This window comes from Streptomyces sp. NPDC007346, assembly GCF_040703535.1.
Classification (GTDB): Bacteria; Actinomycetota; Actinomycetes; order Streptomycetales; family Streptomycetaceae; genus Streptomyces.
Genome location: NZ_JBEYKR010000030.1, coordinates 25,283 through 46,525, shown reverse-complemented (window position 1 = coordinate 46,525; position 21,243 = coordinate 25,283). Strand labels below are relative to the sequence as shown.

At 71.2% G+C, this 21,243-nt stretch carries 28 protein-coding genes and 2 pseudogenes; 17 read left to right on the top strand and 13 right to left on the bottom strand.

Going from position 1 to position 21,243, the window contains the following annotated elements:
* Window positions 1-9: 9 nt before the first annotated feature.
* Window positions 10-528, top strand: a complete 519-nt coding sequence (locus tag AB0917_RS11520) for a hypothetical protein (protein WP_366819285.1) — start codon at window positions 10-12, stop codon at window positions 526-528.
* A 110-nt stretch (window positions 529-638) separates the two neighbouring features.
* Here the strand turns inward: AB0917_RS11520 and AB0917_RS11515 are convergent, their stop codons facing one another.
* Both AB0917_RS11515 and AB0917_RS11510 read right to left on the bottom strand, forming a co-directional pair.
* On the bottom strand, window positions 639-1,028 hold the full coding sequence (locus tag AB0917_RS11515) for an SRPBCC domain-containing protein (RefSeq protein WP_366819284.1): 390 nt from the start codon (window positions 1,026-1,028) through the stop codon (window positions 639-641).
* Window positions 1,029-1,083: 55 nt separating this feature from the next.
* Entirely contained in the window at window positions 1,084-1,668 is a 585-nt protein-coding gene (locus tag AB0917_RS11510; protein ID WP_366819296.1) for an ABATE domain-containing protein, read from the bottom strand.
* 82 nt (window positions 1,669-1,750) lie between these two features.
* Between AB0917_RS11510 and AB0917_RS11505 the strand changes: the two genes are divergently transcribed.
* A complete protein-coding gene (locus tag AB0917_RS11505; RefSeq protein WP_366819283.1) occupies window positions 1,751-2,206 on the top strand; it encodes a VOC family protein in 456 nt (151 codons plus the stop codon).
* 72 nt (window positions 2,207-2,278) lie between these two features.
* Window positions 2,279-2,404, top strand: a pseudogene (locus AB0917_RS11500) (VOC family protein); the annotation flags it as partial.
* On the opposite strand, the gene AB0917_RS11495 reads toward AB0917_RS11500, so the two are convergent.
* The 4 genes from AB0917_RS11495 to AB0917_RS11480 form a co-directional block, all read right to left on the bottom strand.
* Window positions 2,401-2,916, bottom strand: a complete 516-nt coding sequence (locus AB0917_RS11495) for an N-acetyltransferase family protein (RefSeq protein ID WP_366819282.1) — start codon at window positions 2,914-2,916, stop codon at window positions 2,401-2,403. The pseudogene AB0917_RS11500 and the gene AB0917_RS11495 overlap by 4 nt on opposite strands.
* A gap of 122 nt (window positions 2,917-3,038) precedes the next feature.
* Window positions 3,039-3,626, bottom strand: a complete 588-nt coding sequence (locus AB0917_RS11490) for a hypothetical protein (protein ID WP_366819281.1) — start codon at window positions 3,624-3,626, stop codon at window positions 3,039-3,041.
* A 40-nt stretch (window positions 3,627-3,666) separates the two neighbouring features.
* Window positions 3,667-4,053 (bottom strand): hypothetical protein, encoded by a 387-nt coding sequence (locus AB0917_RS11485; RefSeq protein ID WP_366819280.1) that lies wholly within the window; start codon window positions 4,051-4,053, stop codon window positions 3,667-3,669.
* A complete protein-coding gene (locus AB0917_RS11480) occupies window positions 4,050-4,310 on the bottom strand; it encodes a hypothetical protein (protein ID WP_366819279.1) in 261 nt (86 codons plus the stop codon). The genes AB0917_RS11485 and AB0917_RS11480 overlap by 4 nt, the downstream gene beginning before the upstream one ends.
* Window positions 4,311-4,382: 72 nt before the next feature.
* Here AB0917_RS11480 and AB0917_RS11475 point away from each other — a divergent pair, with 72 nt between their 5' ends.
* From AB0917_RS11475 to AB0917_RS11415, 13 genes are all read left to right on the top strand, one after another.
* Window positions 4,383-5,243 (top strand): helix-turn-helix transcriptional regulator, encoded by an 861-nt coding sequence (locus AB0917_RS11475; RefSeq protein WP_366819278.1) that lies wholly within the window; start codon window positions 4,383-4,385, stop codon window positions 5,241-5,243.
* A complete protein-coding gene (locus AB0917_RS11470; RefSeq protein WP_366819277.1) occupies window positions 5,240-5,452 on the top strand; it encodes a DUF397 domain-containing protein in 213 nt (70 codons plus the stop codon). The genes AB0917_RS11475 and AB0917_RS11470 overlap by 4 nt, the downstream gene beginning before the upstream one ends.
* A gap of 120 nt (window positions 5,453-5,572) precedes the next feature.
* Window positions 5,573-6,067: a DUF6879 family protein gene (locus AB0917_RS11465; RefSeq protein ID WP_366819295.1), complete on the top strand. Its 495-nt coding sequence runs from the start codon at window positions 5,573-5,575 to the stop codon at window positions 6,065-6,067.
* Window positions 6,068-6,178: 111 nt separating this feature from the next.
* Complete coding sequence (locus AB0917_RS11460) at window positions 6,179-6,397, top strand: DUF397 domain-containing protein (protein ID WP_366819294.1); 219 nt, start codon at window positions 6,179-6,181, stop codon at window positions 6,395-6,397.
* Window positions 6,398-6,544: 147 nt separating this feature from the next.
* Window positions 6,545-6,757 carry a hypothetical protein gene (locus tag AB0917_RS11455; protein ID WP_366819276.1) on the top strand — a complete coding sequence of 71 codons (213 nt, stop codon included), beginning with the start codon at window positions 6,545-6,547 and terminating at the stop codon, window positions 6,755-6,757.
* A complete protein-coding gene (locus AB0917_RS11450; protein ID WP_366819275.1) occupies window positions 6,741-7,271 on the top strand; it encodes a DUF6879 family protein in 531 nt (176 codons plus the stop codon). Before AB0917_RS11455 ends, AB0917_RS11450 begins: the two co-directional genes overlap by 17 nt.
* A complete protein-coding gene (locus AB0917_RS11445) occupies window positions 7,255-8,088 on the top strand; it encodes a helix-turn-helix transcriptional regulator (RefSeq protein WP_366819274.1) in 834 nt (277 codons plus the stop codon). The genes AB0917_RS11450 and AB0917_RS11445 overlap by 17 nt, the downstream gene beginning before the upstream one ends.
* 91 nt (window positions 8,089-8,179) lie before the next feature.
* Complete coding sequence (locus AB0917_RS11440; RefSeq protein ID WP_366819273.1) at window positions 8,180-8,404, top strand: DUF397 domain-containing protein; 225 nt, start codon at window positions 8,180-8,182, stop codon at window positions 8,402-8,404.
* A 6-nt stretch (window positions 8,405-8,410) separates the two neighbouring features.
* Window positions 8,411-8,887: a hypothetical protein gene (locus tag AB0917_RS11435; protein WP_366819272.1), complete on the top strand. Its 477-nt coding sequence runs from the start codon at window positions 8,411-8,413 to the stop codon at window positions 8,885-8,887.
* Complete coding sequence (locus AB0917_RS11430) at window positions 8,884-9,006, top strand: hypothetical protein (protein ID WP_366819271.1); 123 nt, start codon at window positions 8,884-8,886, stop codon at window positions 9,004-9,006. The genes AB0917_RS11435 and AB0917_RS11430 overlap by 4 nt, the downstream gene beginning before the upstream one ends.
* A 32-nt stretch (window positions 9,007-9,038) precedes the next feature.
* On the top strand, window positions 9,039-9,257 hold the full coding sequence (locus AB0917_RS11425) for a DUF397 domain-containing protein (protein ID WP_366819270.1): 219 nt from the start codon (window positions 9,039-9,041) through the stop codon (window positions 9,255-9,257).
* A 236-nt stretch (window positions 9,258-9,493) separates the two neighbouring features.
* A complete protein-coding gene (locus AB0917_RS11420; RefSeq protein ID WP_366819269.1) occupies window positions 9,494-9,952 on the top strand; it encodes a hypothetical protein in 459 nt (152 codons plus the stop codon).
* Between the two features lie 149 nt (window positions 9,953-10,101).
* A complete protein-coding gene (locus AB0917_RS11415) occupies window positions 10,102-10,908 on the top strand; it encodes an HAD family hydrolase (RefSeq protein WP_366819268.1) in 807 nt (268 codons plus the stop codon).
* A gap of 33 nt (window positions 10,909-10,941) precedes the next feature.
* Here the strand turns inward: AB0917_RS11415 and AB0917_RS11410 are convergent.
* From AB0917_RS11410 to AB0917_RS11380, 7 genes and pseudogenes are all read right to left on the bottom strand, one after another.
* Window positions 10,942-11,088 (bottom strand): annotated as a pseudogene (locus tag AB0917_RS11410) (HAD family phosphatase); the annotation flags it as partial.
* The gene (locus AB0917_RS11405) at window positions 11,076-13,286 is read right to left on the bottom strand and encodes a SpoIIE family protein phosphatase (protein WP_366819267.1); all 2,211 of its coding nucleotides are present in this window, start codon (window positions 13,284-13,286) and stop codon (window positions 11,076-11,078) included. The pseudogene AB0917_RS11410 and the gene AB0917_RS11405, both read right to left, overlap by 13 nt.
* A 411-nt stretch (window positions 13,287-13,697) precedes the next feature.
* Window positions 13,698-14,297 carry a TetR/AcrR family transcriptional regulator gene (locus tag AB0917_RS11400; RefSeq protein ID WP_366819266.1) on the bottom strand — a complete coding sequence of 200 codons (600 nt, stop codon included), beginning with the start codon at window positions 14,295-14,297 and terminating at the stop codon, window positions 13,698-13,700.
* A 284-nt stretch (window positions 14,298-14,581) separates the two neighbouring features.
* Entirely contained in the window at window positions 14,582-15,418 is an 837-nt protein-coding gene (locus AB0917_RS11395; protein WP_366819293.1) for an ABC transporter permease, read from the bottom strand.
* 235 nt (window positions 15,419-15,653) lie between these two features.
* Window positions 15,654-16,757, bottom strand: coding sequence for an ABC transporter ATP-binding protein (locus tag AB0917_RS11390; protein WP_366819265.1), 1,104 nt, complete (start codon window positions 16,755-16,757; stop codon window positions 15,654-15,656).
* Between the two features lie 137 nt (window positions 16,758-16,894).
* Entirely contained in the window at window positions 16,895-18,148 is a 1,254-nt protein-coding gene (locus AB0917_RS11385; protein WP_366819264.1) for a DUF2092 domain-containing protein, read from the bottom strand.
* A gap of 346 nt (window positions 18,149-18,494) precedes the next feature.
* Complete coding sequence (locus tag AB0917_RS11380) at window positions 18,495-19,505, bottom strand: polyprenyl synthetase family protein (protein ID WP_366819263.1); 1,011 nt, start codon at window positions 19,503-19,505, stop codon at window positions 18,495-18,497.
* Between the two features lie 159 nt (window positions 19,506-19,664).
* On the opposite strand from AB0917_RS11380, the gene AB0917_RS11375 reads away from it, so the two are divergent.
* Window positions 19,665-21,164, top strand: coding sequence for an oligopeptide:H+ symporter (locus AB0917_RS11375; protein WP_366819262.1), 1,500 nt, complete (start codon window positions 19,665-19,667; stop codon window positions 21,162-21,164).
* Window positions 21,165-21,243 lie beyond the last annotated feature (79 nt).

Genomic DNA, 21,243 nt, shown 5'->3' with positions numbered 1-21,243 from the left:
AGTGCCCGGATGGGGACTGTCCTGGGCGAGATGAGGAACGTGCGCTGGCACGAGTTGCAGCACGCGTACGGCTCCGCGTCCCAGGTCCCCGGCATGCTGTCGCGGATCGCCTGGGGTGACGGCCCGACCGCCGAGGACGCCCTGAGCGACCTGGCCCGGTGGATCGGCGCCCCGGCCGTCTTCGACGCGACCGTGGCCGCGGTGCCGTTCCTGTGGGAGCTGGCGGCGACGGAGACGGTCAAGGACCGGGCGGGCGTGCTGGACCTCCTCGCCACGATCCTCGCCGCCGGCCACGCCCAGCACCCGCGGTGGACGCGCGCAGCGCACGAGGCGGTGGCGGAGGGCCGCCCGACGACGGCCCGGCTGGCCACGGAGGCCTCGCCACAGGCGCAGTCCCAGTCACAGCCGGAGTCCCAGTCCAAGTCCCAGTCCCCGTCCCCGTCGCGGGGCGTACGGGCCGCCGCCACGCGGTTGCTCGCCGCGCTGGACGGGCACGCCTGCGCGGCCTGCCCGCCGCGAACACCGTAGAGGCACGGGGCCCGCCCGTCCCCCTTCACGTACGGCCCGGAAAGCCCCTCAGGCCCTCAGGCCCAAGCCCTCCAGACCCTCAGCCTTCCGAGCCCCGGCCTCCCCGGCCCTCAGGTCAGCTGCGCCACCACCCGGTCCACCACACCTTTCCAGTGCGTACGCCGCTCCTCCCGCTCCTCCGCGCTCGCCAGCCGCTCCTGGTGGAAGCGGAGTACGGCCCGGTCCTCGGAGCTGCCGGGCGCCACGGCGACCTGGATCGTGGTCGTGCCGTGGGTGAGGCGGACGCGGTCCCCCGGGCGGTAGCTGCGGATCTCGCCCCTGGTTCCGTCCGCCGTACGGTACGAAGCGCCCTTCTCCGTCGGGAGCGGCCCCTCGACGCCGAGCCAGAGGGCGACGCCTTCCGGTCCGGTGATGAACTCCCACACGGTCCGGGGCGGTTGCTGGATCGTCCGGGAGACACCGATCTCCCAGCCCGCGTCCTGAGTGAGTCCGACAGGCATGGCTAAGGCCCCTTCGATCACAGAGTCGTCAGTCTTAAGTCGTCATCAGACGCCGTCAGTCGCCGTCAGCAGTGGTCAGCCGGGCGCGGTGGGCCCGGACCTTGTGGCGGTTGCCGCACCGTTCCATCGAGCACCAGCGCCGCCTGCCGGGCCGGGAGGTGTCGACGAACAGCAGGCGGCAGTTGTCGGCGCCGCACGTACGGACCCGGTGGGAGTACGCCCCCGTGAACAGGTCGACGGCATCACGCGCGACGGTGGAGAGCAGCCCGGTCCCGGTCGCCCCCGCCGCCCACTCCCGCGCCCCCTCCACGGTCAGCCGGGCAGTAAGAGGCGGGTGCGCCGCCGCGTCGTTCACGGTGGCGAGGTCGTCCGCACCGGGCGGTCGCGCGGACACGTGGGCCTCCGCCAGCCGCCAGAGCGCGTCGCGCAGACGACGGGCGGCCGGCACCTCGGCCGGACTCACGGTGAGGTCGAGCCCGCCGGGCAGCCGGCTCTCCCCCGCCCAGCGCACCAGGTCCTCGGGTCCGTGCAGCACCTCGAAGTACGCGAGGCGCCCGGGTCCACCGGTCGGCAGGAGCTCCAGACACAGAGCGCCCGGGTCGAACCGGAACGAGCTGCCATCCGGGTGGACCAGCAGCATCCCCGACGGCTCGGGCCGCCCCGGCCCCGCTCGCGGCGTGTTCATTGCGCTCGCACTCATGTAACCACTATAAACGGTTTCCATGACACGCACACTGTCCTGGAAGCTCGTCATCGACAGCTCCGACCCGCACGCGCAGGCCGGGTTCTGGGCCGAGGCCCTGGGCTATCCGGTCGAGGACAACAGCGCCCTGGTCGAGCAGTTGCTCGCCGCCGGAGCTGTCCCGGAGGCCATCACCACCCACGCCCACGGACGCCGCGCCTGGCGCGATCTCGCGGCGGTACGGCACCCGGACGACCCGTACGAGGAGAGAAGCGGTACGGGGCTGGGGCGGCGGCTGCTGTTCCAGCGGGTACCGGAGCCGAAGACGGTGAAGAACCGCCTCCACATCGACGTCCACACGGACCCCGGCGAGCGCGACGCCCAGGCGGAACGGCTGGTGGCACTGGGCGCGCGCATCCTGCACGCGGTCGACGAACCGGGCGGCAGCTGGCTCGTACTCGCAGATCCTGAGGGCAACGAGTTCTGCGTGCACTAATGGGTCACGCGTGAGCCTTAAAGGACTGCCGTCCACCCTTCAACCAGGAGAAGGCCCTGCGCTTCCACCCTCTACACGGACGTACTGGGCTTCGTGAAGAAGTACGACGTGCCGATGGGCGGCGAGGACCGCCGGCTGACCGTGGTCTCACCGGAGGGCCCCGAGGGCACGGATAGGCGAAACCGACCGAACCGCTACCGAGGACCGGCCAGCGGCTTCTGGAACCAGGCGACATCCCAGAACCGGTCGAACTTGCGCCCGACCTCCCGGTACACGCCCACAGGCTGGAAGCCGAAGCGCAGGTGAAGCCGTTCCGACGCCTCGTTGGGCAGCGTCACCCCGGCCAGGGCCTGGTGCACGTCCTCCTGCGCCAGCACCTCGAACAGGGAGGCGTACAAGAGGCTGCCGACGCCGCGCCCCGCGTGCTGGGGCGCGAGATAGACGCTGGTCTCGACAGACGTCGCGTACGCCGGCTTGGGGCGGAAGGCGCTGCTGGTCGCGTACCCCAGGAGCTCTCCGCCCTCCTCGGCCACGAGCAGCCGGTGGGGGCCGTGGTCAGGGTGGGCGGCCAGCCAGGTGCGGCGCCGCTCGACCGTCGTCGGTTCGACGTCGAACGTGACCGGCGTCCCGGTGACGTAGTGGTTGTAGATCCGCACCAGCTCCGCGAGATCACCCTCGCCCCCGGGCCGTGTCCGTAGCCGCGTCTCCATCTGCCCCTGTCTCCACGTCGGCCCCCGGCCCTCGGGCCCAGGATCCCGATCACGACCCTGATCCCGATCCCGATCCCGATCCCGATCCCGAGTGATCATCGGGCGAAGCTATCCGGAGGACGTTACGCCGGTGTTGCCTCCCCCTCGTCCCCGGCCCCGCCCCCGGCCTCATCGCCGCTCCCGCCCCCGCTCCTGCCTCGACGCTCGTCCCCTCCCCCTCCCCCTCCTCGCTCCCGCTCGACCTCCTCCCGCATCCGCTCCGCCATCAGGTCCGCGAGCGGATCGGTCACGTCCCAAGAGTGCGGGGCGGCGTGCCGGTCGAACAGGACGCACACCTCCCGCTCGTCGGTGGCCAGGGTGCGCATGACGGCGGGGCACGGGGGCAGTTCGGCGAACCGGAACTTGCGGCGCCCGTCGGCATCGACCCAGAACATCCACAGGTCCCGCGTCGCGGACATCTCGCCTGCCCAGAGCTGCGCGGCGTGCTCGGTCGCCTCGTCGTGCTCGCCCAGCTCGCACAACAGCATGTCGTCCAGCTCGGGCAGGTCGGTCACGCCCGGCCCATCAAGCGCGCCGGGTACGCCGGGCACGCCGGGTGCACCAGACACGCCGGGCACTCCCGGCGCCGGGCCGGGCTCGGCGTTCATGGCGGTGAGCACGACGAGCATGCCCATCTCGGGGACTTCCGCGAAGGCGGTGCACTGCAACACGTCGATCAATCCTCGGTGGTGGGGACGGGATGTTCTCCGGCTATCGGCCCAGCGGCCGCACGACGAGCCCGTACCAGGCCAGGGCGTCCCGGGCGACGAACTCGTACGGCAGCCCGTCCGCGAGCCGCAGCAGCGCGTAGTCGTGCTCCCGGAAGCCGTCGGCCCAGGCCCGGAGTTCGGCCGGTGCGTCGCGCCGGGCGGGCTCCGGGCCACCGGTGACCGGGTGCAGGGCGTGGACCGGCGCCCAGGAGGCGGCGTAGGGGTCGGGGTCGAGCGCGTCCGCGAGCCGCCGCGCCTGCCGCCGCAGCCACCGGAGCGCGAGCCGCCGGGTCGGGGTGACGACCCTGCCGAGCCGTACGGACCTGGCCGCGTCGCCCGCGCTGCTCTCGGCGGCGTACCAACGGGGGTGCGTCAGGGCGGGGTTCACAGCACCTCTCCCCGGCTGCGGGCGTTGAGACGGGCGGTACGGGCGCGGAGCTGCTCTATGAGAAGAGCAGGGCGTACGTAGCGGGGCTCGACCTCCCACGCGGTGCCGCCGCCCACGGGCCGCAGCGACCAGTAGAAGCCGGCGACCCCACGGAACTCCCCCACCCGGTCACCACGACTGGTGTCCACCAGAAGGGTGCCGGGGTCGGGGACGCGCGGACACCGCCCAGGATTCGGGCACACGTTCTCGCCGTACACCGTTCGCTCCTCTCTGTAGCCATATGACTACCGGGGCGATTCAGCGTGGCCTAGAGTTCAAATGTCTTCAACATGGCCGTAGGGGAGGGCACGTTGGTAAACCGCAAGGAGTTAAATCCCGAGGCAAGCCCGCAGGCTGCGTACGGTGCGCGTCTGCGCACGGTACGGGAGTCGCGCGGCTGGACGCAGGACGAGCTGGGGGACATGGCCGGCTGCACCGGCAGGCATATCTCGGCAATGGAAACTGGTCGTAAGTCTGCAACCCTGCCGTTCTCGCGAAGGGCCGATCAGATCTTCGGTCTTGTCGGCAGTCCCGAGTCCTTCGAGCGCGAGTGGCGGGCGATCAAGCAGGGCAGCCTGCTGGCAGGCTTTCCGGAATTCCTCGGCCTGGAGCGGCGGGCGGCGGAGATCCGGCTGTACGAGGTCGGTGTCATCCCGGGTCTGCTCCAGACCCCGGAGTACGCGACGGTCCTCGCGGAGAGCGTCGTCCGGCGCGGGGTCATCACCCCCGAGCAGGCGCAGGAGCGAGTCGCGGTCACCGCGCAACGGCAGGCGGCAGTCTTCGGAGGCCGGGAAACGATGGTCTTCGCCATGGTGGACGAGAGCTGTCTGCGCCGTCCGGTCGGCGGGCCCGAGGTCATGAAGGCGCAGTTCGACCATCTCGTCGAGTTCGCCGCACTGCCCAACACGATCCTTCAGGTGGTCCCGTTCGAGTTGGGAGAGCGCCGCCCGTTCAGCCTGCCGGTCACCATCCTGACGATGGTGGACCGCTCGATCATGTCGTACGCCGAATCCGCACAACAGGGCTATGTGGAACGGGAAACCACCGGTGTGCTGCCCCTGCTCTCGGCCTACCATCAGATGCAGGCGGTAGCCCCCTCGCAGGCGGCCTCCGTTGACATCGTCAAGCAGTTGCGAAAGGGCATCCCGTGACAACCGAAACCCCCCGCTGGTTCACGTCCTCGTACAGCGAGAACGGCGGCCAGTGCGTCGAAGTCGCCACCAACCTCGCCGCCCCGCACGGCATCGTCCCCGTCCGCGACTCCAAGAACGACACCACCGGCCCGGTCCTCACCGTCCCCGCCGCCGCGTTCACGACGTTCGTCGCGGGCGTCCGAGCCGGCGAGCTCGACGCGGTCTGACGGACTGACAGGCCTGACAGGCCCAAGGGAGAGTCTCCGGTTTCCGCAAGGGGAAGCCGGAGACTCTTGCCTGGCTGGGAACAGTAGGAGGTGGATGCGGTGCCCAAGACCTTGGGAGACATGTTCGAAGACTTCAGGCGGGAGGCATTCCGGCTGGAGACCCTGGACGATTACGGCCGTTCGGGCAATGTGGATGCGTACCGGCTGTTCCTCTCCGGCGAGCCCAGGCCGGAGGGCTACAACGAGGACTGGCGCGACGAGGTACGCGGACACGTCGAGGCCGGTCGGCGGGTGTACCGCGTACACGTGGTCACGCGCCCGCTCACGCCCTATCTGCGGTACGAGTTGAGCTGGGGCTACACCACGAACAGCACGGCCGGTGAGGAGTTCTTCATCCTCGACGTGACCGGGCGCCCCAGCCCGCTCAGCGGCGTAGGAGACTTCTGGCTGTTCGACTCGCTCGCGGCGGCGCCCATGTACTACACGCCCGACGGCGAGTTCGTCGGGGCCGACGTGCTCCCCGATGACCGGGCCGCCGAGTACGCCGCCTACAGGGACACAGCGTTGGCGCACGCCGTACCGTTCGCGGACTGGTGGGCAACGTACGGCGACTGACCCGCGACGACCCCGACCATGACCATGACCATGACGACGCGTTCACCGCCTCGGTCGTGGGTACCTGTGCCCTTGGAACCGACCATCCACAAAGGGCACCCCGTGACGACGATCGAGACCGAATCCATGGCCCCTCACTGGCTAACCTCCTCGTTCAGCGAGAATGGCGGTCAGTGCGTGGAAGTCGCCACCAACCTCGCCACCCCGCACGGCGTGGTCCCCGTCCACGACTCCAAGCACGACACCACCGGCCCAGTACTCACCGTTCCGGCCGTCGCATTCACCGCCTTCGTCGCGGGTGTCGGCGCGGGGGAGTTCGAGACGTCCTGACCGACCGGCAGACCGGACCTCTCAGGTGCGGAGCAGGCCGGTCTACCCGACAACGCGAATATCCGCGTCCTGCGATGGACGTGCCCTGCGGCGCCCCTCTAGCGTCGTCGTCAGCAGGGACCGGCCCTGCACGGAAGAGGGGGCACTATGGCGCGAGATGACCTGTACCGTCTTACCGGCCATAACGGCGGGCCCGATTGCGACGACAACGACTGCCCGAACCTGTACGTGGACAGGACGGATGGCGGGATCATTGTGCAGGGGGACCAGTGCTCCGCGTTCCAGCCTCCGGACGGCGAGGCACTGGTGAAAATTCCCGAACACGTCCTCAGGGAGGCTGTCCGTGCTCTTGGATGGTGATGCTTGGCGCAGGTTCTTCGATGACTTCGAACGAGAGGCGTGGCGGTTCGAGGCGCAGCCCACCTACACCATGCCCCGGGAACAGGAGAACGTAGCCCGGTTCCTGAAGGGTGCGGAGAAGCCCGTCGGCCACAACTCTGCGTGGCACGAAAAGGTCCGGGCGTTCAAGGACGCAGGACGCAGCGTAGGGCGCGTACGGGTGGTGCGTCGGCCCCTCACCGACTATCAGCGCTACCAGTTCGCCTGGGGCATTCCGGGAAACATCGCAGCCGGTGAGGACATCCGCATACTGGATGTGACACACGGCGACTTCGGGCTGCCGCTCACGGGCCGCGACTGGTGGATGTTCGACGAGACGCGCATCGCTCACCTCAACTTCCGCCCGGACGGTACACAGATCAACCGCGAGGTCCACGAGGGCGACCCCGCCCCCTATCGGGAATGGAAGCGGATCGCCCTGACCCGGGCCGTCCCCTTCGGGGAGTACGTGAAGGGCCTTGACCTTCCAACCTGAGCAGCTGAGCCGGTCCAAGACGGTTCTGGCCACGTCGCTCCGAGAACTACGCAAGCGAGTCGGACTCTCCCAGGTCCGGCTCGCTCAGCGCTGCAACATGTCCCAGACGAAACTCAGCAACATCGAGACCGGTCGGGTCGGCCCGAGCCTGGTCGATGTGGAGCTGATCCTGAAGGTTCTGAAGGCTTCACCGGCGGAAGCGGCCGAGGTGATGTCGCTCGCTCGGCTCGCCAATACCGAGTGGGAAAGCAAACGGGCGTCTTGGCGAAAAGGCGTGGAGAAGCGGCAAGCAGAACTGGCCGGCCTGGAGTCCGAAGCCACGGTACTCCGCTACTTCCTGCCCGCTATGGTGACCGGACTCCTCGCCACACCCGAGTACGTGAAGGCCAGCCTCAGCGGATCACCGGGCGACAAGACCGTGACGATCGCCAGAAAGCTGGAAAGGCAGGCCATCCTCTACGACACCACCAAGGCGTTCACCTTTCTGCTCACCGAGCAGGCCGTGCGATGGCCCGTACTCCAAGGGGCCGCCATGGCCGTCCAGGTCGACCGCTTGGTATCGCTGTCCCACCTGCCCAATGTGCGTATCGGTGTGCTTCCGCTCGGCTCGACCATCAGTCGTGGCCCTATGAACACGTTCACTGTCTACGACGAGCGCCTCGCCACGGCGGAAACCTTCACAGGCCGCATGGTATTTCAGGATTCCCGGGACATCACCGAGCACCTGAGTGTATTTGACGCTTACGGAAGCCAAGCCCTCTTCGACGAAGACGCAAGGCACCTCCTCACGGAATGGGCGATCGCCTTCCGTTCATGATCTTTACCCTGCAACGCGAATATCCGGCTGATCGACTGCGTGCCCGGTAAATCATTGCTGTGTCCCTGAACGGAAAGCGGAAGGACACACAGTGATCGACCTGTACGAACTCCCCATCGCGGGGGCCGAATTCTCGAAGGCCTGCGGCGGCAACACCCACCCCGACGGTGAGGCGTGCATGACGCTCGCGAAGATCGGGCCGGACGCGTGGGCCGTGGGCGACAGCAAGCGCCCGGGGGCCGCGCCGCTGCGGTTCACCACGGCGGAGCTGGACGCGGCGGGCATCGACCCCGCCCGCTTCGACCTCTCCGCCTGAGCAGCGGTGCACCACCACGGATACGCCTGGCTCGGGGAGAAGCGGACCTTCGACAAGGAGAGCATCCGCAGGCCCCCGGGCCAGGCCCCGACGCCGACCAGCGAACAGGAAGTGCATGAGCGGTACCGGGAAGCGGTGACCGTGTTCCGGGCCTGCGACGTACCGCCGATCCAGACGGCGCACTGGCTCATGAAACCGGCCTCGACGATCCGGGGGACCTGGGAGGAGCCGAAGGAAGCCGGCGCCTGGCTGGGGCTGCAACTCGCCGAGTTCGCCCCACGGTTCGCCTCCGCGCAGGACCGGGAGGCGAGCAGGCTGGTCCTCCTCGTCAGAGCCGCGGTCGAACGGCTCACGTGGGGCGGGGACGTGTCGCTCGGTCACTACCTGAAGGGCACGGTCTTCCACTCCGTCGCCCTGGTGACCTGCTCCCCCAACCGCGACGCACCCGAACTGCCCTGCCCCGCCCGGCAGTCCCGCTCATGAGGGGGCCGCGCACGGCGACTGAGGGCCGGGACGCGACCGACGCCGTCCTCAACGCCCCGGCCGACGCGTTCACCACCCTCGTCATGGGTAGCAAGGCCGGAGAGTTGCGGCACTGGTAGCCACAACTGGCCAGCTACGAAAGGGCACCCACGTGACGACCGAGACCGAGATCCCGCGCTGGTTCACGTCCTCGTACAGCGACAACGGCGGCGCGTGCGTCGAGGTCGCCACCAACCTCGCCGCCCCGCACGGCATCGTCCCCGTCCGCGACTCCAAGAACAACACCACCGGCCCGGTCCTCACCGTCCCCGCCGCCGCGTTCACGACGTTCGTCGCGGGCATCCGAGCGGGGGATCTCGGCACCGCCTGAGCGCCCGCTCGCCGCACCGACCATCATCATCGCTACCACCACCGAGAAGCCTCACCGGACGCACGCGGTGGGGCTTCTCCCCAGGGAGGCTGTTCGTGCGTCCGGACAGGAGTGGCCGAGACGGTGCCCCCGGCCCGTCCCGCTCGACAGGGCCGCGTGTGAAGGCCAGGGTGTCGTACGTGCCCCCGTGCGTACGGAAGGGCCGTGACCACCGGCCGCAATCGACGGAGGCCCTGATGCAGGTCGACCCGCTGCCCCACCTGGACGAGCACACGACCGTCATCGCCGCGGGGGCCGACGCCGTCTGGCGCGGTCTGTGCGCGGAGCTGGAGCGGTCCTTCTCACGGGCCCCCGCGGCCGCCTACGCGCGGCTGGTCGGGGCGGCCGACCCCAGGCAGTCCGGGCCGCGCCCGCTCGCCGAGGGGTCGGCGTTCCCCGGCTTCCGGGTCCTCGTCGCCTCTCCGGGGGAGCGGCTGACCCTCCAGGGCCGTCATCGCTTCTCCTCGTACCTGCTGATCTTCCGGCTCGAACCCGACGGCCCCGGCCGCACACGGCTGCGCGCCGAGAGCCGGGCCGCCTTCCCCGGCCGGGCCGGGGGCGCCTACCGGCGGCTCGTCTTCGGGACAGGTGGGCACGCGGTCGGCATGCGGCGTCTGCTCGCGGCGATCCGCCGTACGAGCGAGCGGCCGACCTGACTCAGCAGGCGCACCAGCCTCTCCCCGGCCCCCGGTCCCTCAGCCCTCAGCCCTCAGCCACCCTTCCCCCACTCCCGTACCGCCGTCGCCCCTACCCGATCCTCCCCTCGCGCGCAAGCGGCCGTCCGGGCCCTTCTAGGCTGTGGTCCATGCCCACGCCACCCGCATATGCCCTCGTCGCCACGGACCTGGACGGCACCCTTCTGCGCCCCGACGACACCGTCAGCGCCCGCTCCCGCGCCGCGCTCGCCCTCGCCGCCTCCACCGGGGCCCGGCACCTGATCGTCACCGGGCGGCCGGTGCCCGGGATACGGGCGCTGCTCGCGGACCTCGCGTACAGCGGGCTCGTCGTGTGCGGCCAGGGCACGCAGCTGTACGACGCCGACAGCGCGCGGCTGCTGCGCTCGGTCACCCTGGACCGGGAGGCCGCCGACACCGCGCTCGGCAAGATCGAGGCGGAGGTCGGGGCGGTGTTCGCGGCCGTGGACCAGGACGGGGTGGACGGCGTCACGCTGATCGAGAACGGCTACCGGATGCCCAACCCGACGCTCCCGGCCCTCCGCGTGGGCTCCCGGGACGCGCTGTGGGAGCGGCCGGTCATCAAGGTGCTGGTCCGCCACCCGGAGCTGGGCGACGACGCCCTGGCCGCCGCCGCACGCGGGGCTGTGGGCGATCTGGCGAGCGTCACCATGGCGGGGCCCGGCACGGTCGAGCTGGCTCCGTACGGGGTGGACAAGGGCACCGGGATCGCGGCGGCGGCCGAGCTGCTGGGGATCGGGCCCGAGCGGACCGTCGCGTTCGGGGACATGCCCAACGACCTGCCGATGTTCCGCCGCTCGGGCCACCGGGTGGCGATGGGCAACGCCCACCCGGAGCTGCGGGCGGCGGCCGACGAGGTGACGTCGACGAACGCGGAGGACGGGGTCGCGGCGGTGCTGGAGCGGCTGTTCGGCTGAGCCGCCCCCAAGGGCGCCCGGGGGCGCGGTGGTTCACGCGAGGGGGACGCGCCCCCGTACCGGCGACGGCCCGGCGTCCGCATGTGCCGCGATCCGCGCGATCGTTCCGGCGTTGTCCTCGAACAGGTGCGCCTGCATGCCCACCGTCCGGGCGGCCTCGACGTTGATCACGGCATCGTCGCCGTCGCGTCCCCCGGAAGGTCCTGCTCCGTCCACAGCACCTTGCCGGCCGGGCTGTGGCGGGCCCCCCAGTGGGCGGCGAGGCGGGAGACGATGAACAGGCCCCGGCCGCCCTCGTCGACCGTGCGGGCGTGGCGCAGGTGCGGGGAGGCCGTGGAGCCGTCGTGGACCTCGCAGGTGAGGGTGGTGTCCAGCAGGAGGCGCAGCCGGAGCGGCGGGGTTCCGTAGCGGACGGCGTTGGTGACCAGTTCGCTGACGATCAGCTCCGTCGAGTCAACGGTGTCCTCGTCGAGCCCCCAGCCCTGGAGCCGGTCGCGTACGAGCAGGCGGGCGGTGGCGGGGGTCGTGCGCTCCTGGGCGAGGTCCCAGGTGGCGACCCGGTGGTCGGAGACCGTACCCGTACGGGCCAGGAGCAGCGCCGCCCCGGCGGAGCGGGTGTCGTCGGGGGTCTCGTAGACGATGTCGTCGCCCAGTTGCTGGAGGCTGTGACCGTCGTGGGTGTCGTGGGTGTCGTGGGTGTCGTGGGTGATGTGACTGTCATGACTGCTGTGGGCGTTGTGGCCGCTGTGGGTGTCGTGGGTGCTGCGGGCGTTGTGAGCGCTGCGGGCCAGGGTCTGCGTGATGCGTTCCTCGGCGCGGTCGTCGGCGAGCAGTTCGGCCGTGCAGAACGCCAGCACGCTGCCCTCCTCCAATGTGATGGTGGCGGGGGCGAAGAGGGCGCTGTCGGCGGCGAAGAGGCCGGGGCCCTCGGGGACGTCGAAGGCGACCCTCCGTCCGTCGGGCCCGACGATCAGGGGCGCGGGGTGCCCGGCCCGAGCGACCGTGCAGGTCCGGGTGAACGGGTCATAGACCCCGTACACGCATCCCGCTCGCAGCGGTTCTCCCCGGAGGGAGTCGCTCGGGGGCAAGGACGCGCGTTCGTGGGCGAGGCGGTCGGCGGTCTCCTTGAGGCGGGCCAGTACCTCCTCCGGCTCCAGGTCGAGACCGGCCAGGGCCTGGATGACCGTACGGAGCTGGCCCATCACGATGACCGACTGGAGCCCCTCCCCCGCCACCCCGCCGACAACGAGCGCCGTACGGGCCCCGGAGAGCGCGATCGTGTCGAACCAGCAGCCGCTGTCCCGGCCGGGCAGCAGCACGTGGGCGGTCTCCACGGCGGCCTGGTGGCGTTCGGCCCTCGGGAGGAGGCGGCGCTGGACGGTGGAGGCGATGACGTGCTCGCGCTCGTACCGGCGGGCGTTGTCGATGGCGAGGGCCGCGCGGGTGACCGCCGTACCGGCCAGGGAGACATCCTCCTCGTCGAACAGCTCCGCGTCTCCGCAGCGGTACAGGCTGACCAGGCCGAGGACGGCTCCCCGCAGGGTGAGGGGCACGACGATCAGCGAGTGCGCGCCGGCCCGCGCGAGGCCACGGGCCGCCTCCGGGTCGGCGTCCAGCCACGGGATGTCGGCGGTGAGCCGTTCGAGCCGGGGCCGCAGGTCCGTGACGGCGAGCGCGTACGGCGTACGGAGAGGGAGGCGGCGGGTCCCGCCGACCGGGCGGCCCCGGAGCGCCTCCTCGCCCCGGAGGGCGTCGCAGTGACCGGTCGCCACGCGGCACAGCGGGGTGTCGGGCGGCAGCGGCCCCACCGGCGGGTCGGCCCCGCGCAGGACCTCGTCCACCACCTCGATGACGGCGAGGTCGGCGAAGTCCGGCACCAGCGCGTCGATGAAGGCCCGGCAGGTGGTGGCCACGTCCAGGGAGCCGCCCACCGCGTCGCGCACGGCGCCCAGCGTGGCCGCCCGCGCACGGGCCCGCTCGCGCTCGGTGACGTCGACGACCGCGCTCACCAGCCCGAGGGCGCTGCCTCCGGGGCCGTCGAGGCGGTAGGCGGAGACCAGGAAGGTCCGATCACCCGGGGTGCGGCGGAGCCTGCCGCGTACGAGATGGTCGCGTACGGGCCCCTCACCTGCAAGGACCTGTTTCAGCAGCTGCTCGGCCCCGTCCGGGTCGTCGAGCCGGAAGGCCTCGGTGAACCGGTGGCCGATGTACTCCCCGGTGTCGACGCCCTCGACGAGGGAGTTGGCGCGGACGAGCCTGAGCTGCGGGTCGAGCACGACGATGCCCACGGCGGACTGGGCGAACAGGGTCTTCAGGACGGCGTCGTCCAGGCCGTCCGGCGGACTCCCGGGTCCGGCCGGGGTATCGGCGTACGACACGGCTCCACCCACCCTCAGGCTCCGGTGCGCCGATGCACCGGAGCACCGGCACGTGCCGGACCAGCATCACCCGCCGCACCGGGAGCGGCCACCGGTGGGCGGCAGGGGTGTGACGAGGGGCCCGGTCCCGGGCGCCTGAGGAGCGCGCCCCCTCCCCCGCGTGGAGCGGCTCGGAAGCCTACGACGAAGGCGCCGAGGGGGTCCGGCCGACCTCGGCGGTGACCAGCATCGGCGTACGGTCGTCCGCCTCGGCCAGGAGTTCGCCGCCCGGCGCCCGGATCGCGGCTCGGCCGCAGCCGGTCCAGGGGCCGGAGGGGGCCCACGTGGTTGGCGAGGGCGGCGAGGGCGGCGAGCCTACGGACGTTGGTGGGGGTGTCCGCCGGGCCCAGGGCCTGTCGCCGACTCCCGGGCTCAGCGCACCTGGTACCCCGGCGCCCCCAGCGCGCGCAGCACGTGGGCCACCAAGGCGGCGATCTCCTCCTCGTCCTGGACCGGTTTGCGCAGGACATGGCGGTAGTAGACGGGGCCGTACAGCATCTCCACCGCCAGCGGGAGGTTCGCGCCGGGCGGGATCTGGCCCTGGTCCTGGGCGCCGCGCAGCCGGGCCACCGCCTGTGCCACGCGCGGGTCGACCAGCTGATCCTTCAACGCCTGTGCGAGGACGTCGTCGTGGTGGAGCTCGGAGAGGATGCCCGCGTAGGCCGGGCCGAAGGGCGGCACGGAGAGCAGTCTGACCGCCCCGGCGACATGGGTGCGCAGATCCGCCCCTATGTCACCGGTGTCCACGAACGGGGTGGCGTCCACCAAGGCGTCGGTGAACGCCTCCAGCAGGACCGCCCCTTTTGACGGCCACCAGCGGTAGATCGTCTTCTTGCTGACGCCCGCGCGGGCCGCGATGGCCTCCACCGTGACCCGCCCGTACCCCTTCTCCGAACAGAGGTCGAGGGCAGCCTGCAACGTCGCGCGGCGTGATCTCTCGCTGCGGCGCACGCTACTGGGCGGTGTGATCATTCGGTGAGCATAGAAGGGTTTCAGCCAATCCCTTATTGACAGGTCGTCGTCACAGGCCGAACAATACCCAAGCGGAAACGGAACGTACCGTGTCGTGACGTTCCCACCCTCCGCACCGTTCGTGCCGTTCGTGCCGCGACGAGCCGATCGGGGGACGGCTCGCCCGGCCGACGGCATGGGCGGCTGCTCACCGGTTTGATCCGGCCACGGGGCGGCCTGCCCGCTCCTTGCCGTCTTGCTCTTCGGCCTCCTCGCCCTCGTCGCCCCCCTTCCTGCGGAACCGCTCAGGCCGTGATGTCCTTCGTCGTGAAGCGGGCCCAGGCCGCCGAGCCGAACACCGCCGCGTACAGGCCCTGGAGCTGGAAGTTCTTCACGAGATCGTCCCAGTGGACCGGTTCGCGCAGGATGTCCGCGAAGGACATCCAGTGGTGCGTGAACAAGTAGGGGTGGACGGCGCTCAACTGCGGGATGCTGCCCAGGATCTGCACCGTGATCAGCAGCCCGACCGTCGCCGCCATGGCCCCGATCCCGCTGTTGGTCAGCGTCGAGACGAACAGCCCGAGCGCGGCGAACCCCGCCAGTGACGCCGCGACGACCGCCGCCGTCAGCGCGGCCCGCACCAGGCCCTCGCCGAAGCTGATCCGGGTGCCGGAGATCGTCGTGACCTCCCCCACCGGGAAGAGCAGCGCCCCGACCGCCAGCGCCGAAGCCGCCACCACGAACGTGGCGACCAGGCAGAAGGTGAGGACCGAGGCGTACTTGGCGAGCAGCAGCCGGGTCCGGCCCGCCGGGGCGACCAGCAGATAGCGCAGGGTTCCGGCGCTCGCCTCGCCCGCGATCGCGTCGCCCGCGACGACTCCGACGGCCATCGGGAGGAAGACCGGCAGGGTGGCGGCGAGGGCGGCGAAGACGAGGAAGAGGCCGTTGTTGGTGACCTGGGTCAGGAACGCCGGCCCGGCCCCGCCGTCCGGCCCGCCGCCCGGTCCGCCACCGCCGGTCTCGATGCGGACCGCGAGCCCGATGAGTACGGGGACGGCGGCGAGCACCGCGAGGAGTGCGTAGGTCCGGTGGCGGCGGAGGGTGGTGGTGATCTCGGAGCGGAGGATTCCGAGTGTCCGCAGAGGGCTACGGGGGCGGGGCCCCGAACTCCCCGAGGAGGGGGTCTTCTCCGGGGAGGGGACTCTCTCCGGGGAGGAGGTCTCCAGGGAGGGGGTCTCTGGAGAAGGGGCCTCCGGAGAAGGGGCCTCCGGAGAAGGGGTCTCCGGGGAAGGGGTCTCCGGGGAAGGGATTCTCTCCAGGGACGGGGTCTTCTGCCCGGAGGGGGCCGTTTCAGCCGGTTCCTGCCGGGGGCTCGTCTCAGCCTGCGACATCGAATCCCTCTCCGGTGAGTGCCACGAACGCGTCCTCCAGCGAGCCGCCCTCGATCCCGAACGACCGCACCCGCACCCCGCCGCCCACCAGCGCGGCGTTGAGGTCCGCGAGGTCCACGGCAGCGGGCGGGGCGTCGGCGGTCAGCCGGTCTCCGTCGGCGGCCAGGCCGGTGAGGCCGTGCTCGGCCAGGACGCGGGCCGCGTCCTGGGGGTCGGGGGTGGTGACGACGAGCCGGCCCCGGGCGCTCGCGGCGAGTTCGGGGACCGGGCCCTGGACGAGCAGCCGGCCCCGGGCCATCACCGCCGCGTGCGTGCAGACCTGCTCGATCTCGTCCAGCAGGTGCGAGGAGAGGAACACCGTGGTCCCCTCGGCCGCCAGCTCCCGGACCAGGGAGCGGATCTCCCGCATGCCCTGCGGGTCGAGGCCGTTGGTCGGCTCGTCCAGGATGAGCAGGCGGCGCGGGCGGAGCAGGGCGGCGGCGAGGCCGAGGCGCTGTTTCATGCCGAGGGAGTACGCCTTCGCCTTCTTGGCCGACGCGGCGGCGAGGCCGACCCGTTCCAGGGCATGGGCGACGCGGGCCTTGCGGGTGCGCGGGTCGGCGGTGGGGTCGGCGCGGTCGTACCGCAGGAGGTTGTCCCGGCCGCTCAGGTACCCGTACAGCGCCGGTCCCTCGATCAGCGCGCCGACCTCCGGGAGGACCGTCCGGGCGGCCTGGGGCATGGGGCGGCCGAGGACCGTGGCCGAGCCGGAGGTGGGGTCGATGAGGCCCACGAGCATCCGGATGGTGGTGGTCTTGCCGGAGCCGTTGGGGCCGAGGAAGCCGAAGACGCTGCCGCCGGGGACGGTGAGGTCGAGGCCGTCGACGGCGAGCTGTCCGCCGCGGTAGCGCTTGGTCAGGCCTCGGGTCTCGATCACGGGGGCGGCGGGGCCCGTGGCCGTGGCCGCGTACGTCGGGGCCGAAGCCGTGCCCCCAGCCGCAGCCGCAGTGTCCCTGCCCGCAGCCGCAGCCGCAGTGCTCGTGCCTGCTGTGCCCGTGCCCGCAGCCGCAGTGCCCGTGCCCGCAACCGCTGTGCCCGTGCCCTCAGTCATTGCGTCCGTGCCCGTAGCCACTGTGTCCGTCATGCCGATCGCGCCTCTCACCACGTGCGGAGGCCGTCCCTCCCCGCCGCGCGAACACGCGGCGCGGCGGAGCGGGACGGCCAGGTGACCCGGACGGCCCGACGGGCCTACTTGGCGCCGTCCGCCACCCGTACCAGCTCGTCCTTCGTCACCGCTCCGACATACACCTTGCCGTCGTCCGTCAGCAGGGCGTTGACCAGGCGGGTCTTGAAGACCGTGCCCGAGCCGAACGTGCCGGTCACCTTGTCGCCGAGCGCGTCCAGGAAGCCCTGCGCCTCGGCCGGGAAGCCGTCCGAGCCCGCCGCGGGCAGGCCCTTGCCACCGGGGATCTCGATGGCGGCGACCGACGTCCAGCCCTTGCCGATGACGTTGACGCCCTCGGAACCCTGCAACCCTTCCAGGCCGGGGATCTGCCCGGAGAACTGCTCCGGGAGCGTCTTCTGTGCCGCGCCGTGCTCGTCCTTGCCGGTCTCCAGCTCGTCGGCCTCCGTCACCTTGGCGCCCTTGGGCGGGGTGAAGTCGAACGAGGAGGCCGCGGGCTTGGAGAAGTCGACCTTGGTGAAGCCGGCGTCGACCACGGCCTTGCCGCCGGCCGCCGCGGCCAGCGTGAACTTCAGCGGTACGCCGTTCTCCGCGTCCACCGCGATCCGTACCGAACCGACCGTCGAGCCGGACTGCTTGGGCTTGATCACCAGCTGGTACGCGTCGCGCCCCGCCACCTGCGCGGTGCCGTCCACGGTGACCGACGTGGTGTCGCCGACCGCCGCGAGCGCCTGCTCGGCGAAGTCCTTCGGAGTGGCCGGTACGCCCTTGGGGGCCTTCGGGGTCTCGTTCGCGCCGCCCGCGCCCTCGGGCGCCTCTGCGTGGTAGACCTCGTCGGACTGGGAGTCGTACGCCCAGATCTCGCCCTTGTTGTGGACGACGCTGTACTCGGAGGCCTTGCCGAGGATGGAGAGCCGCTGCTTGTCCGGGCCGTCGACGGCCACCCGCAGGGTGTGCGTGCCGGACGTCAGCTCCATGAGCTTGTCCTGCGGGGCGGCGGCGCCCTTGTCGTCGTCGGAGCCGGTGCCCGGTACGAACGAGCCCGCGAGGCCGTCGAGGGGCAGGCCGAGGTCCGTGCTGATCTTGAAGGTTCCGGAGAGCTGCTCCTCGTCGGAAGCGGCGATCCTCTCGATGAGCTCCTGTGCGCTGATCTTCGGCAGGTCCGGGTCGCCGGAGTCGGCGAGCGCCGGGACGAGTCCGATGGTCGCGGCCGCCACCCCCGCGACCGCGACGGGGACGATGTAGCGCGCCGCCTTCCGGCGGCCCACGACAGTGCCCGTGGCCTCGCCGGTGGTCTCTGCGCTGTCGTTCGGTGCCATGTGTGCCCTACCTCCGTGGTCGGCGGCTTCCGTCCGGTTGCTCGTCCACTCCCTGCCGCCATTCTCACCCGATGTGGTCAGGAGTGGGTGGTATCCATCTGACCAAATCGGGCGGCATGAAGCGTCAGCCCCGGGGATCAATCCGCCTACTGCTCCGGTATGACAACCAGACGTGTGGAGTCAGCCATCCAGTAGGGGTAGGGCCCTATGCCCCGTGGGCAGCAGGGAAGGCCTCGTCGGCGGGAGAGGTCGGGAAAGGTCGGAAGAGGTCGGGAGAGGTAGGCGCCTGCCGCCCCCGTTGCTCCATCGGGTGACGCGTCATCAACCCAGGAGTCGGCCGGCGCTCTCAGCCCGCGCGGTGCACCACGGCGTCGCACAACTCTGCCAGCGCGGACTTCGCGTACCCCTCGGGCAGCGGCGCCAGCGTGGCGCGCGCCTCCTGGGCGTAGCGGACGGTGTCCTGGCGGGCCTGCTCCAGCGCCGGGTGGGCGCGCAGCCGGCGCAGGGCCTCGGCGAGGGCGTCGTCGTCGCCGAGGTCGCCGTCGAGCAGCTCGACGAGCTCCAGGTCGTCGGGCTTGCCGTCGGCCGCCGCCTGGGCGCGCAGCCGCAGCACCGGGAGCGTGGGGATGCCTTCGCGCAGGTCGGTGCCGGGGGTCTTGCCGGACTCGTGGGTGTCGGAGGCGATGTCCAGGACGTCGTCGGCGAGCTGGAAGGCGATGCCGAGCCGCTCCCCGTACTGCGTGAGGATGTCCACGGTCCGCTCGTCGGCTCCGGCCATCAGTGCGCCGAACCGGCCGGAGACGGCGACCAGCGAGCCGGTCTTGCCGCTGAGCACGTCCAGGTAGTGGTCGACCGGGTCACGGCCGTCGCGCGGGCCCGCGGTCTCCAGGATCTGGCCGGTGACGAGCCGTTCGAACGCCTCGGCCTGGATGCGTACGGCCTCGGGGCCGAGGTCGGCCAGGATGTGGGAGGCGCGGGCGAAGAGGAAGTCGCCGGTGAGGACGGCGACGGAGTTGCCCCAGCGGGTGTTGGCGCTCTCCACCCCTCGGCGTACGTCGGCCTCGTCCATCACGTCGTCGTGGTACAGCGTGGCCAGGTGGGTCAGCTCGACGACGACGGCCGCGGGGACGACACCCGGCGCGTCCGGATCACCGAACTGTGACGCGAGCATGACCAGCAACGGGCGGAACCGCTTGCCCCCCGCCCGCACCAGGTGCTGGGCGGCCTCCGTGATGAAGGGCACATCACTCTTGGTGGCTTCGAGCAGCCCTGCTTCGACAGCGGCGAGGCCCGTCTGGACGTCGGCCTCAAGAGCCTGGTCCCGCACGTGCAGTCCGAACGGCCCGACGACGGTCACGAGGGCATCTCCTGTCTGCTGACGATCACACTCGTTGTCGATGTGTCGCTGTGTCTCGAATCAACTTCAGCGTATCCGGTCTCCTACGGATCACCATGGGCGGCTTCCCACCACCGCCGGTATGTTCGTGATCAGCTCATACGATCAGGAGTATCCGCTTTGTCCCACGTCACCGCCGGCACCGAACCGGACCGGCCCCCGCCCGAGGACGACCGCGCCTTCTTCGGCCAGCCCCGGGGTCTGATGACCCTGTCCGGTCTGGAGGTCTGGGAGCGGTTCTCGTTCCTCGGCATGCAGGCGATCCTGGTGCTGTTCTTCGCCGACACGGTGGCGGGCGGCGGCATGGGCATGAGCCCCGGCACCGCCGCCTCCGTATCGGCCGCGTACGGGACCCTCGTCTACCTGGTCTCCGTGGCGGGCGGCTGGCTGGCCGACCGCATCCTCGGTTCGTACCGGGCCGTGCTGTACGGCGGCGTCCTCATCGCCTGCGGCCACTACTCCATGGCCGTGCCCACCGACGCCATGACCTGGACCGGGCTCGGGCTGATCAGCGCCGGAACGGGCCTGCTCAAACCCAATGTGGCCGCCATGGTCGGCAAGCTCTACCGCACCGAGGACTCGCGGCGGGACGCCGGCTTCGCCCTCTACTACATGGGCATCAACATCGGCGCCTTCGCCGGACCGCTGATCACCGGCTGGCTCGGCGACCACGCGAGCTGGCACTGGGGCTTCTCGGCCGCCGCGATCGGTATGACCCTCGGCCTGATCCAGTACGTGGCGGGCCGCCGTCACCTGGCCGGACGCAAGGAGGGCGCCGAATTCGCCCTCGCCCCGGCCGCCATGCGCCGCGCGGTGCGGCTGATCATCGGCGGGGCCGTCCTGGTCGCCGTCCTCGCGACCGCCCTGGCGTCGGCGGGGTGGCTCACCATCGACCGGTTCGTGGACCTGCTCACCCTCGTCTCGGTCGCCGCCCCGATCGCGTACTTCGCGGTCATGTTCAAGAGCCCTCGCGTCACCGCCGAGGAACGCGGCAGGCTGCGGCCGTACGTCGTGCTCTTCCTGGGGTCCGTCGTCTTCAACTTCATCCTCTTCCAGGCGTACTCCACGATGATCCTGCTGGCGTCGACCAACGCCCGCACCGAGATCCTCGGCTTCACCTTCCCGGCCGGCTGGTACGCCTCCGCCCTCGGCGCCTTCGAGGTCGCCCTCGCGCCCGTCGTGGCCGCCACCTGGGTCCGGATGGGCCGCCGCCAGCCGCACGCCTCCAACAAGATCGCCTTCGGCGTGATCCTCGGCGGCCTGTCGTTCCTGCTGATGGTCCTGCCCACCTCCGGGCATGCCGACGGCGTGTACCGGATGGCCGCCTGGTGGATCGTCGGCTCCTACCTGCTGCTCGGGCTCGGTGACGTCCTGCTGGAGACCTCCGGCCTCTCGGCCAGCAGCAAGCTCGCCCCGAAGGCCTTCGCCAGCCAGACGATGGCCCTGTGGTTCCTCTCCCTGGCCGTCGCCAACGGCATCCAGGCACAGGTCGTGAAGCTCTACGGCGAGGTCTCCACCCCCGCCTACTTCGGTGTCAACGGCACGATCGCCGTGGCGGCCGGCCTCGCGATGATCGCCGCCGCGCCCTGGCTGAGGCGCACGATGCACCCCGTCCACTGACAGCCTCCCCATGAAGGGTCTTGCCCGGCCTCCCCGACCTCCCCAACGTCCCCATGGACAGCCTCCCCGGCCTCCCCGA